Here is a 13,142-nt window from a genome sequence, read left to right as displayed (position 1 = left end):
CGCTGACGCGCTAGCGAACCTGGCGGACCTCCAGGCTTCCGGCCGGGAGCGGCTGGCAGAGTTCGGCGGCGGGGAAGGCGGGGTCGAGCCAGCGGGCGCAGCGATCGAGCGGGAGCACCACGACCTGGCGGTGGTGATAGGGCGCGACGTCCGGGCCGGGCGGGCAGGTGAGCATCGACCATGCCTCCCCCACCTGCGGGTCGCTGCGCCAGATGCCGGCGATGCAGAACCAGGGCTGGTCGCGCAGGGAAAAGGCCCATTTCGACTTGGGGGCGCGCTTGGGCTTCTTCTCGCCGGGCGGGGGCGCTGGGGGATCGGTGAATTCGAAGAAGCCGTCGACCGGGATCAGGCAACGGCTGGCATGCGCGATCTGCCGCCCGTCCGAGCGGAAGTTGTAGACCGGCTTGCCGCCCGGGCCGGGCCAGCTCCAGCGTCGGGTGACCATCTCCGCCTCTCCCACGGTGTCGGCGGCGGGGCGGATGATTTCGACGCGATCGGTGATCTTGAAGCCTTCGAGGGGCGCGAAGTTGGGAATACCCTCCGGAAAGCGCAGCGGGATGCGCAGCTCGTGCCAGTCGTCGCGGAGCTGGCCGATCTGGGTGCGGCGATAGGCTTCGTTGCACATGGAGGTGGGGTAGCGCGGTTGGGTGCGGTTGGGGAGAAGCGAAGTCACGCAGACCCCCAACAATGCTCTTTGATAACCTACTGTGTCTTCTTTATCGAGGAAGGGGGGTATCCTTAGGCCAGTAGCCCTGATTCTCGACGCTGCGGAATTTGCCTGAGCGCCATATATTCGTTCCAAGAACCTTGCTCTTGTCTCTGCCAGGGAGATGGAATCCCTGATCAGAAAGAGCCTCAGCTAGCTCGCTTCTCTTCATCGGACGATTCGCGGCTAAGATCGCGCGGCGTGCAGCATCGACGACTCGGGCAATCTCCGCAGCTTTAACAGCCCTCGATGAGGGTGCGCCATAGAGACTCAGTTGGCCTTCAACCTCGCTTGATTCTGAAGTCATGCGAGAAGCGAGTCTCTGGTAATGACTGATGAGTGCGTCGAGCGCCGCAGCTTCCTTCATGAGATCTGCGCGCCTTTCCAATAGCTTATGAAGTATGTCCCGTTCCGAGGAGCTTGGCATACGCTCTATATAGTCCACTCTCAATCCTGAATCTACACTCAGAAAGATGCTTAGAGTGCCTTTCGCACTCGGTACTTCCGCAAAACCACGAATGGTGGTAAAGATCAGGGTAGGGATACTAGATAGGCGGCATGCCGAGGAGGAAGGGCTATAAATTGAAGTGAGCGCTGTAGGCGCAACGCAAAAGGGCCGACCTTTCGGTCGACCCTTCCGTAAGCCAGCGACTGGAAATCGCGAGCCTTCTCTTTGCACACGAAGAATCGCATTTCCTTCCGCTGAAATCAACACCTGGTCGTCGGATGTTGGCGACGAGATGGCGCATTGCGCGCCCGAAGGATGTGAAAATGCACTATATGCAGACCAAGAAGCCGATTGGCACAACCGCACGGACCGGTGAAACCTGTCCGGAATCTGGAGTTTGGCAGGCGATCTCGACTCCGTCGACCACCGCGCCAATCGCAAAGGGAAATCGCATGCCGCCGTACAATGGCGTGGCGGTTACCTGGAAGCTCATTCGACACGCTTGATCTTCGCAGGCCCAACGGCGTTCCGTTGGGCCTGCTCCACTAGAGGGGCGTTGTAGCCATGAGGTTGGCGTAAGCGCTCCTCGCTTCGTTCGTGACACAGGCGCGCTCCCCAACCCTCACTCGATATACACCCCCACCACCTTCCAGCTGTCACCTTCGCGGTCGAGGGACACGGTTTCGGTCGCGCCGCGCCGGTTCTCGAAATCGGTGCGGAAGCGGACCATGCGGTAGCCCTTGGGCGGGGCGGGCACGTCCTGTTCGCTGAGCAGCTGGCGCGACAGCATGCGGCCGAGCGGCACGCGCGCCTGTTCGGAGGCGGCTTGCCAGGCGGCGACGGTGTTGAGCGACCGGAAGGACTGGCCGGTCTCGGCCCAGCTTTCCTGCCACTTGCCCGCGTCCACCAGCGCGAGCCAGTCGGCCGCGGCTCGGGTAATGGCGCTCTCGCTCGCGGGCGCGGCGGCGACGGCCGGGGTGCTGGCGGGCTGGGTGCTGGCGGTCTGGGGGACGGCCGGCGGCGGCTGGGTGGGGCCGGACAGGGCGAGTGCGGTGACCAGGATCAGGAACATGGCAAAACCTCCGAGGGCCCAGGCCGCGTTCGGGGGTGAAGGCGGTTCGGGAGCGGGCCGGGGGCCGTGCTGCGCGATCGGCGGGGGCGGGGCATCCCCGAACGGCCTGTCCCCAAGGCTTTGGGGGGCGGCCTCGCGCTGGCGGAGCAGGCGCGCGGCCTCCTTGCTGGTGGAGACGGAGAGCTTGCGGCGGGCGTCGCGCAGGCGCTCGTTGATCGTGTGCACCGACAGGTCCAGGTGGCGCGCCATCGACTTGGCGTCATGCCCCTCCAGCAGCAGGCGAAGCGTCTGCTTCTCCTTCTCCGTGAGTGCCTGGAGCCCATCGGCCATGACCGCCATTCCCTGTCCTTTCGAGGGCGGATGCTAGGGCGCGGGCGGGGTGCGGGTCACCCCGAAATCCTTGTACCGGGGGGCGGGAGGCTGCGTGGAGCGCCGTGCGGAAGCGCGCTACCTCCTCGTGCTCCCGCGCAGGCGGGAGCCCAGGCTTGTGTGCGTCAACCGGCGCTGCTCTGCTGGACCCTGGATCCCCGCCTGCGCGGGGATCCGGAAGCGGGGAGGCGCCGCGCGCTTCGATGGTTGGTGGGCAGGCGCCGGGATCGGCCCGCCGCAGCACGTCGGTTCGCTGCGGCGGGGCCGGATCACTCCGCGGCGGGCAGATACACCTCGCTGCCCTTTTCGCGGAAACGCTCGCTCATCTCGGCCATGCCGGCCTCGGCCTCCTCGGCGGCGACGAACGTGTCGACGGGGGCGTTCTGCTTGGCGGCGAACTCGCGCACTTCCTGCGTGATCTTCATCGAGCAGAACTTGGGCCCGCACATCGAGCAGAAGTGCGCGGTCTTGGCGCCTTCGGCCGGCAGCGTCTGGTCGTGGTACGACTCCGCCGTGTCGGGATCGAGGCTCAGGTTGAACTGGTCGCGCCAGCGGAACTCGAAGCGGGCGCGGCTGAGCGCGTCGTCGCGCAGCTTGGCGGCGGGATGCCCCTTGGCGAGATCGGCGGCATGGGCGGCGAGCTTGTAGGTGACGACGCCGACCTTCACGTCGTCGCGATCGGGCAGGCCCAGATGCTCCTTGGGGGTCACGTAGCAGAGCATCGCCGTGCCGTACCAACCGATCATCGCGGCGCCGATGCCGCTGGTGATGTGGTCGTAGCCCGGCGCGATGTCGGTGGTGAGCGGCCCGAGCGTGTAGAAGGGTGCCTCGCCACAGGCCTCGAGCTGCTTGTCCATGTTCTCCTTGATCTTGTGCATCGGCACGTGGCCGGGGCCCTCGATCATGACCTGGACGTCCTGGTCCCAGGCGCGCTTGGTGAGCTCGCCCAGCGTGTAGAGCTCGGAGAACTGGGCCTCGTCATTGGCGTCGGCGATGGAGCCGGGGCGCAGGCCGTCGCCGAGCGAATAGGCGATGTCATACGCCTTCATGATCTCGGTGATCTCGTCGAAGCGCTCGTAGAGGAAGCTTTCCTTGTGGTGCGCCAGGCACCATTTCGCCATGATCGAGCCGCCGCGGCTGACGATGCCGGTAACGCGCTTGGCGGTCATCGGGATGTAGGGCAGGCGGACGCCGGCGTGGATGGTGAAATAGTCGACGCCCTGCTCGGCCTGTTCGATCAGCGTGTCGCGGAAGATCTCCCAGGTCAGTTCCTCGGCGATGCCGCCGACCTTTTCGAGCGCCTGGTAGATGGGGACGGTGCCGATCGGCACGGGCGAGTTGCGGAGAATCCACTCGCGCGTGTCGTGGATGTTGCGGCCGGTCGACAGGTCCATGACGGTGTCGGCGCCCCAGCGGATCGACCAGACGAGCTTGTCGACTTCGGCCGCGACGTTGGAGGCGACGGCGGAGTTGCCGATGTTGGCGTTGATCTTGACCAGGAAGTTGCGGCCGATCGCCATCGGCTCGGATTCGGGGTGGTTGACGTTGTTGGGGATGATCGCGCGGCCGCGGGCGACCTCGTCCCGGACGAACTCGGGCGTCACGAAGTCGGGGATGGCGGCGCCCCAGCTGTTGCCGTCGCGGGTCGCGGCCTCGTGCATCGCGGTGCGGCCCAGGTTCTCGCGGGCGGCGACATATTCCATCTCGGGCGTGACGATGCCGCGGCGGGCATAGTGCATCTGGCTGACGTTCATGCCCGGCTTGGCGCGCAGGGGGCGGTGGATGCGGCGCGGGAACTGCGGCACGCCGCCCGAGCGATCGGGGCCGAGCTGGCCGTTGTCCTCGGGCCGGATCTCGCGCGCGTCATAGGCCTCGACATCGCCGCGCGCCTCGATCCAGGCGCGGCGCAGCTGGGGGAGGCCGCCCGAGATGTCGATCTCGGCGGCCGGATCGGTATAGGGGCCGGAGGTGTCGTAGACGCGCAAGGGCGGCTCGCCCGAGTTCGGGTCGAGGTCGATCTCGCGCATCGCCACGCGGACCTGGGGGTTGCCGGGGGCGGGGACGTGCACCTTACGCGAGCCCCGAATGGGGCCGGTGGTCACGCCGATAGAGGTCTTTGCCGGGATGTCTGCCATGGTTCCACTCCACATGGAGGAAACGGACGTTGGCCGACCGCTCCCTCCCTACGCCGGTGTCAGCCGGATCAGGTTCAGCGGGTCATGGGCTCCTGCCCACCTCTCAACCGCGGCATAGCGGTCCCCCGGGGATGGCCATGGTGTACGCGCGTTCGGGGCGGACGCCAAGCGATAGTGGCGGCAGCCTGCCCCGACGCGAAAACGGCTGGCGTCGGGCCAAAGGCTTTGCTAGGCGCATCCACCGGCCGGCACCCGTAGCTCAGCTGGATAGAGCGCTGCCCTCCGAAGGCAGAGGCCACTGGTTCGAATCCAGTCGGGTGCACCAGCATTTCTGCGGTTTACGAACTCCGGCCCGAACGCTTCGACACCCTCCGGCGTCTTCCGGAATCAATAGGCCAGGAAGCGAAATGGCTGGTTTATGGGGACTGCTGGCGCGGCTGAGCGAAAAGCGGCTGGCGGGCGAGGCGGCGAACGCCTCCCTAATAAGGTCCACAATGGCGTCTGCCCGTCTCCGCTCCACGAACACGCTGACGTTGTCAGAGTAGGTGTGGAAATTGTGCGCCCACGCATGCAGCAGCGGTGCATCGAGGCGGTCAGCCAAACCCTCAGCACCTCTGCTATCACGTACTCGCCAACGAGAACGGACAGCGCCGATCCTGATGGAATGCCCGCCGGCCTAGTTCATCATACGCCCCGCCGAGGCGGGCTCTGACGTTCCTGAGAGGAACAATCGTCATGCCTCCTGTGTGCACCTGGGATCGGATGATCGCCTAACGCGGGTTGGGTTAACTGGACGCTCGCGGGCATGATTTCACCGGCGATACGAGTGCGGCCACTTGGTTGCGCAGGCGCTCCCGTGCTGCCACCAGCGCGTGTCCGTCGTTTTTGTCGGACGCGAGATGTGCCGGCTTGTCGCCGAGGAAGCAGGAAATTCGTTCTGCGTTGGCGCGCTAGGAAGTTTCGCCGCGACGCGATGCTGACGCGAACGAGGCGATTGCGCGCTCCGCCTGCTGTCGGCCCGGGGTGAGACCGTCGATGACGATCCGGGCGCCTGGTTCGATATGCTCGAATGGCGCGTATAGCACCTCGATTCGCTTGCCCCGCCATTCCGACCTGTCGATCAGGAGCGAAGAGCCGGCTTCATGAAGCGGGGACAAGGTTGGCGTGTCTCGGATGATCTGACGAATTCATCGGTCGGTATCGACCCAGCCGGCGTCACGCGGACTCCGTAAGCGCGCTGGTCGCCGGGCGAGCCTGCAAGATCGTGCCGATCCGCGCGATGGCGCGCGCGGACGCGGACTCTCCGTTTCCTCCGGCTCAACCCGTATCGTCGCCTGTAGGCGATCTGCATTCTGCGCGATTCAACTTTGGGACCGCGGACGTCAAGCGATACGGCCCTTGGCTGGTGCTGTCAGTCTAACGCGAAGCGCTCTCCACAGGATGCAGTTCGGGCTCTGAGCGCGGCCGCCGAGCTCCGAGGATCTGCCACTCCTCAGGGTGGCGGAGCGTCGTTGCTTGTAAATAGCGAAACGGGCTCCCGGGGTTGCGCGGACCGGGCATGTACCAGCCCTGCCCGCGATCGATTACCATCTGATGCATTTCGTCTGACGCTGCCATCGCGGTGACGTCCCGGTCCGGCTTACGGATTTCCCACGTTTCTTCACAACTTGCGACTTGCCCTGCGGGTGGCGCGTGGGTCAGCTATGCCTTCGAAATAGCACAATTGGGGGTTGGCATGACACGCTCGTCGAGCTCGGATGCGCGCGCGCGCTCGTTGAAAATGCTTTCGAGCGGCGCACGGCGGCTCCGCTCGGCGCTGGCCGTCGGGACCTGCCTGTCCGGCTCGACGGCGGCGCTGCTGCTCGCCTCGCAAGCACAGGCCGCCGCACCGGCTCGGGCCCGCGTCGCCCCCACGCTGGGCCTGGCGCGCCACCTCCCGCCGATCGCGCTGAAGCCGGCAGCGGCCGACCTGCCGATCGACCCCACGCTGGTAGTGCCGAAAGCCGCGGGCGACGTCACAGCGGCAGCCGCCGCCGGTCCGGACTATGATCGCGGCATCACCGTTGTCACCCGGGGCGACGCGGCCGTCAACGTCGGCAATGTCACGGCCCAGCCCGGTGAGGCCGGCATCGCCGTTTCGGCGGGCGGAACCGCGACCGTCAATGCAGGCGTGGTGACCACAGGCGGCGACGTGGCGCAGGGCATCGTCGTCGACGCGGATGGCGATATCGTGATCGACGCGACGCAAGTCACCACCGACGGCGTGCGCTCGGACGGGATCGCCGCCACTTCCTCCAGCGGCGACATCCTGATCAACGCCGGGGCCATCGCGAGCTCCGGCGTCGACAGCATCGGCGCGATCGCGGTATCCCAATATGGAGGTGCCTCGATCACCGTCGGTGACGTCACCAGCGGCGGCCAGGGGGTGCTTGCCGGGTCGGGCGCGGCCACCTCCATCACTGCCGGCACGATCGAGTCCGTCGGGCGCGGCATCGTCGCGGTGGGCGGCAAGGCCAGCGTCTACGCCGACAGCGTGACCACCTCGGGCGATGGTGCGGCGGGCGTGTCGGTGCAAGTCAACCAAGTCCCCTATGGAACGGTGTCCGACAGCCGCCTGATCGTCGACGTCGGCAGCGTTGCGACATCCGGCGCCGACGCGATCGGCATCAACGTCAACAACAACGGCTTTGAGAACAGCTTCACCTACTTCGACCAGGTGACGACCGCCGGGGACGGTTCCACCGGCGTCCGGATCAACGCGCCCAGCAACAGCATCATCGTCGCGAAGGGTGGCGACATCACCACCACCGGCGACGGCGCAGCAGGCATGGTGGTGCGAGCGGTGGGCTTTGCCTTTCTGACGGTCGGCGACATCAACACCACCGGCGACTATTCCGCCGGCATGGCACTGCTGAACGACAACAGCAGCAGCACCGTGACGATCGGCAACATTTCGACGCGGGGCCTGGGCTCCACCGGCGTGCTGGCCGTTTCCAACGGTCGGGGCAGCCTGACCGACATCACCGCGGACAGTGTGTCCACGCTTGGCGACAGGGCCGCGGGCATCGCGGCCTATAGCTACGCCACCAACAGCGACGTCGCGATCAACGTCGGGTCGGTGGCGACCTCCGGCGCCTATTCCGACGGCATCTCCGTCATCACCCGCGCTACCAACGGCGACATCAGCATCACCGCAGGCTCGGTCAAGACCGAGGACCAGCGCAGCCTGGGCATCTACACCTATTCCTACGACGGCGACGTCAACATCGATGTCGAAACCGTCACCGGCGGCGGCATCTTCACGTCGGCAAGCTATGGCGATGTCGCCATTGGGGTGGGCACGCTGAACGCGGACCACGACTATTACAACGGCATCGGCGTGTTCGCGCGCGACGGACGCGCGACGGTTGCGTTTGATACGGTGCAGACTGATGCACTGAACTCCGGCGGCGTATTCGCGCAGGGAGTTGACGTCGTCATCACCGGCGACAGCGCCACCACGCTGGGCGACCGGTCGCAGGCGCTGGTCGCATCGGGCGGCAATGACGCGATCATCGACGTCTCCACGATCCGGACCGAAGGTTTCGCGTCCTACGGCGCGACCGCGAACGGCACCACCGCGCGGATCACGGTCGATGAGGTCGAGACCTTTGGCGACTATTCGGCCGGGCTGTCGGCAATCTCCGGCATCCCGCCGATCTTTGGCGGCCCGCCCGTCTATGATCCGGAGCGCACCGCCGAGATCTCGGTCAGCGGATCGGTGATCACGCACGGCAACTATTCGGGTGCGGTGTTCCTGCAGAGCGACGGCTCGCTGGCCGCGCATCTGGGCGAGCGCGTCTCGACCGAAGGCAACTACGCCGCCGGCATCCGGACGCAGAGCTTTGGCAACCAGGTGATCGACGGTGGGACCGACGTCACCACGTCGGGCAACTCGTCGAGCGCGGTGCTCGCCAGCTCCATGGGGCGCGACGTCACGATCGAGGTGGGCGACATCAGCACCTCAGGCGACAGTTCGCTCGGCATCTATGCCCGGACCAGCGATTCCCGGAACTATGGCTGGACCGGCAACATCGATATCACCGCGGGGGACATCGACACCGCGGGCGTCGGGTCGATCGGGGTGTACGCGATCAATTCCACGATCGGCGGAACCACATCGGTCACAGCGGACAGCATCACCACGGCGGCTGAAGGTGCGCTGGGCATCCTGGGCGTGTCCGTCACGTCGGACGTGACGATCGACGTCGGCAGCATCGCCACCAGCGGGGACATGGCGCTGGGCGCCTATGCCTTTGCCAGCGCGGGTTCGACCCGGGTCACCGTGGGCGACCTCAGCACCGGCGGCACGGATGCGGTCGGCGTGCTCGCGATCGGCCGCAACACGCAGGTGACAGCGACCGGAAACGTGTCCACGACCGGCGACGGCGCGCTGGGCCTGTACGCGGTCGGTCTAGAGGGAACGGCGACGATCACCGCGAACAACATCACCACCACCGGCAATGCGGCTGCCGCGATCCGCGGCTATGCGTTGAACGCGGGCGTGGCCGTGACGGTCGGCGGCGCAGTGAGCACCAGCGGGGCGGAGAGCGACGGCGTGCAGGTCGCCGGCATCGGGCCGCTAAGCGTCACCAACAACGGCGAGATCACGACGGCCGGCGAGGCGGCGAGCGGCATCTTCGTCACGGCGAACCCCGACAACTTCTCCGCCGTCACCGTGACCAACGCAGGCGGCATCGCCACGACGGGGGGCGATGCGGACGCGATTTTGGCGATCGGTCACGGCAGCCTCAGCATCACCTCGACCGGAACGATCTCCGCCAGCGGCGAAGGCAGCAACGGCATCGCCGCGGCGATCACGCCCTTTGTTCCGCAGTCGCCGCCGCCGCCGTACGGAGGTGGGCCGGTGGTGCCGCTTTCGACCGGGCTGGTGGGCGCGCAGCCGCTCGCGGTCGGCGGCGGGGGCACGGCGGCGGCGGCCGCCGGCAATATCCTGTCGATCGACGCCGCGGACGTGTCGGTCAGCGGTGATGACGCGACGGCGATCCTCGCCTACAGCTACAGTGGCGACATCCGCATCACCGCCGGCACGATCGCGGCAAGCGGCGCGGGAACGATCGGCATCAACGTCGAGGCGGCAAACGGCGGCGCGGACCTTTCGGTCGGCAAACTCACCTCCACCGGGCTTGGCGTACGGTCGCTGGCGAGCGGCGACAACACCGTGACCGTGACCGGCGCGGTGCGAACGCCCAACCAGGTCGCGATCGACGCCACCTCCAGCGACGGCGCGGTGGCGGTATCGATCGCCGCGGGCGGCTCCGTAGTGGGCGGCGGCCGGTACGACCCGGCGGACCCGACGTCTGCCACCGGCGGGCACAGCATCGTCCTTTCCGGCCGGACCGGGGCGACGGTCACCAACGCCGGTACGATCGGCGTTGCGGGCAACGGCTTCGCCATCTTCGCGCCCGACAGCGCGGACACCCCCGCGCTGTCGGCGGTGCGCATCACCAACAGCGGCCGGATCGAAGGCGGCGTGCGCCTGACCGGTCTGGCCGATCGGATCGACAATTCCGGCACGTTCGGCATCAACAGGAACAGCGACTTCGGCGCGGGCGACGACCTGTTCGTCAACAGCGGCACGCTGCTGTTCCTCGATCCCGCAGGCGGGGCTGCGACTACGCCCCGCTCCTTCTCGCTTCTCGGGCTGGAGCGGTTCGAGAACAGCGGTGGCCTCATCGACCTGCGCAACGACGTGGCGGGCGACACGCTGACGCTGCCGGGCGGCTACGTCGGTGCAGGCAACGCGCGTCTGGGCATCGACGTGGCGGACGGCACCACCGACAAACTGGTGATCGGTGGAGCGGCGACAGGCAGCACGGCTATCCTGCTGAACATCGACGCTGCCGACGCACGGCTGTTGACGGGGGAGAACACGGTGGTGGCGCTGGGTGCCGCATCGGCGGCCGACGCCTTCACCCTGGCCGACACCTCCGTTGGCCTGATTGACTACAGCCTGACCTTTGACGGCGCATCGAACAGCTACCGGCTGAGCAGCCGGGCCGGCACCGCGGTTCGCCGCCTGACCCGGATCGAAGAAGCCACCCGCAACATCTGGAACCAGGCGGCCGCTGCGGTGAGCACGCGATGGACCCAGGAGCGCGACGCGCCCGGGGCGGGACGGAGCCTGTGGGGACAGATGTTCGGCAGCGTCGTCAAGCAGGGCGCAGGCGACGCGGCGCCGGAACTTGCCTACCGGCAGAACTTCTATGGCGCCCAGATCGGCGTCGACCTGGCCGGCGGCGAAACCGCGCGGTTCGGCGTCACCGGCGGCTATCGTGCGTCCACCCTGAACCTGCGCAACAGCGCCGCAAAGGCGAAGTTCGACACCTTCGGCATCGGTGCCTATGGCAGCGTGCGGGCGGGCGTGCTGTTCGCCAACCTGCTCGGCCAGTACGACCGCCACTCAATCGACGTACGGGACGAGACCACCGGCGCCAGTTTCCGCGACTCGGTGAACGGCAACACGGTGGGTGTTCAGGTCGAGGCCGGAGCGCGGCTGGGGAGCGGCAGCTTCTTTGTCGAACCGATGGCGACCCTGGCGTGGCAGAACAGCAGCATCGATACGATCACGGCGCTGAGGCAGTCGATCGAGTTTGACGGAAGCGACGCGGTCACCGGCAAGCTCGGCGCCCGCGTGGGGGGGACGTTCGACCTGGGTGCGACGTCGTCGATCTTCTACGCCCGGGCCAACTATGTGCACGCGTTCAGCGGCGACGGCGGGCTGCTGTTCCGCAGCGGCAGCGCCAGCGAAGCGATCGCGGGGCGGCGCCTGGTCGATCATGGCGAGGCGGCGCTGGGCCTGAACCTGGCGTTCGGCGGCGCGCTGGACGGCTTCGTGCAGGGCGACGCGGTGTTCGGTGGCGACCGCAGCGGCGGCGGCGGCCGGGTCGGCCTGCGCTACCGCTTCTGAGGCGGGGAGCGACCGCGGCCTCAGGAAGGCCGCGGCGGTCCGGCGTTAAGAGATGTGGATCGGTGTGAAACGCCGATATCACAGCTGCGACATGGCGCCGTTGCTGCCATGATCGGCCGCGCTAACGAATCGAACGGCCTGGTGGGCGAGTGGGGTAAGCGATGACGGAAGAAACCAGCGGCGGATCCGGCAGCGGCGCCGCCTTTGCGCCCGGTGAAGGTCCCGCCCCGGCGGCACCCGGATCAACCAGCCTGTCCGTGTCGCGCGGGTTCGGCGACTGGCTGCGCACCCACCGCCTGAGCCTCGGCTTCACCAGCTATCAGACGGGGCAGCTGTTCCTAGTGGGCCGGCACCCGAACGGGACGGTGTCGTTCAACCAGCAGCAATTCAACCGGGCAATGGGCGTGTGCTGGCGGCCCGGCCGGCTGTACCTGGGATCGCACTTCCAGCTGTGGCGGCTGGAGAACATGCTCAGGCCGGGTGAGGTCGCCAACAAGACCTTCGACATGGCGCTGATGCCGCGCAATGCGCAGATCACTGGCGACGTCGACATCCACGAACTGGGCGTGGACGGCAGCGGCCGGGTGATCTTCGTCAACACCCGCTATTCCTGCCTGGCGACATTGGACCTGACTCACAGCTTCAAACCGGTGTGGAAGCCGAGCTTCATCTCCAAGCTTGCGCCGGAGGACCGTTGCCACCTGAACGGGCTCGCGATGGATGGGGGGCGCGCTCGCTACGTCACCTGCGTCAGCCGGTCGGACATCGTCACCGGCTGGCGCGAGCGGCGGCACGAGGGCGGCATGCTGATCGACGTGGAGACGGACCGGATCGTCACCGACCAGCTTTCCATGCCGCACAGCCCACGCGTGCATGGCGCGCACGTGTTCGCGCTGGACAGCGGACGGGGCCAGATCATCCGCATCGACCGGGAGACCGGCGCCAAGCAGGACGTGGCGTTCTGCCCCGGGTTCCTGCGGGGGCTGGCGATCCACGACGGCCACGCGATCGTCACCGTCTCCAAGCCGCGCAACGGCGCGTTCAAGGGCCTGCTGCTCGACGGCGCGCTCAAGGCACGCGACGCGGAACCCTGGTGCGGCGTGCTGATTGTCGATCTGAACAAGGGTGACATCGTCGAGTGGATCCGCCTGGAAGGCCACATCACCGAGTTGTTCGACGTGGTGGCGCTGCCCGGGGTCGCTTGCCCCATGTCGGTGAGCCCCGCGAGCCCGGAGATCCACAGCACCATCAGCTTCCCGGCACTCGAGGAGGTGGCCGCAGCCGCGTGATGCAACGGCAACCGGCCAAGTTCGCGGCGCGAGAGTAGCTGCGGCTGGGCGATGCTAATAGTTGTTAAAGAATGACCCGAACGCTCGCCAACATTCAAACCCCTTTCTAGCTGTGCTGGCGGTCACGGGGCGGGTGGCTGCGCGGCACCCTGC

Annotated in this window: 5 protein-coding genes, 1 tRNA gene and 1 riboswitch; of the genes, 3 read left to right on the top strand and 3 right to left on the bottom strand. The window is 67.1% G+C overall.

Going from position 1 to position 13,142, the window contains the following annotated elements; translation table 11 throughout:
• Positions 1 to 10 precede the first annotated feature (10 nt).
• The 3 genes from EO081_RS17100 to thiC all read right to left on the bottom strand — a co-directional run bounded on the left by EO081_RS17100 (position 11) and on the right by thiC (position 4,730).
• Positions 11 to 673 (bottom strand): SOS response-associated peptidase family protein, encoded by a 663-nt coding sequence (locus tag EO081_RS17100; protein ID WP_311721259.1) that lies wholly within the window; start codon positions 671 to 673, stop codon positions 11 to 13.
• 1,103 nt (positions 674 to 1,776) lie between these two features.
• A complete protein-coding gene (locus tag EO081_RS13755; RefSeq protein ID WP_240697690.1) occupies positions 1,777 to 2,556 on the bottom strand; it encodes a helix-turn-helix domain-containing protein in 780 nt (259 codons plus the stop codon).
• A 308-nt stretch (positions 2,557 to 2,864) separates the two neighbouring features.
• Positions 2,865 to 4,730 carry a phosphomethylpyrimidine synthase ThiC gene (thiC, locus tag EO081_RS13750; protein ID WP_129342617.1) on the bottom strand — a complete coding sequence of 622 codons (1,866 nt, stop codon included), beginning with the start codon at positions 4,728 to 4,730 and terminating at the stop codon, positions 2,865 to 2,867.
• A gap of 28 nt (positions 4,731 to 4,758) precedes the next feature.
• Positions 4,759 to 4,868: riboswitch (TPP riboswitch) on the bottom strand.
• A 110-nt stretch (positions 4,869 to 4,978) separates the two neighbouring features.
• Here thiC and EO081_RS13745 point away from each other — a divergent pair.
• From EO081_RS13745 to EO081_RS13735, 3 genes are all read left to right on the top strand, one after another.
• Positions 4,979 to 5,055, top strand: a tRNA-Arg gene (locus EO081_RS13745).
• Positions 5,056 to 6,465: 1,410 nt separating this feature from the next.
• Positions 6,466 to 11,700 carry a beta strand repeat-containing protein gene (locus tag EO081_RS13740; protein WP_129342616.1) on the top strand — a complete coding sequence of 1,745 codons (5,235 nt, stop codon included), beginning with the start codon at positions 6,466 to 6,468 and terminating at the stop codon, positions 11,698 to 11,700.
• Between the two features lie 161 nt (positions 11,701 to 11,861).
• The gene (locus tag EO081_RS13735; protein WP_129342614.1) at positions 11,862 to 12,989 is read left to right on the top strand and encodes a TIGR03032 family protein; all 1,128 of its coding nucleotides are present in this window, start codon (positions 11,862 to 11,864) and stop codon (positions 12,987 to 12,989) included.
• The last annotated feature ends 153 nt before the right edge of the window (positions 12,990 to 13,142 follow it).

The sequence above is a fragment of the Sphingomonas desiccabilis genome, from assembly GCF_004135605.1.
GTDB classification, from domain to species: Bacteria; Pseudomonadota; Alphaproteobacteria; order Sphingomonadales; family Sphingomonadaceae; genus Sphingomonas; species Sphingomonas desiccabilis.
This window is presented reverse-complemented; position numbering and strand designations above follow the sequence as displayed.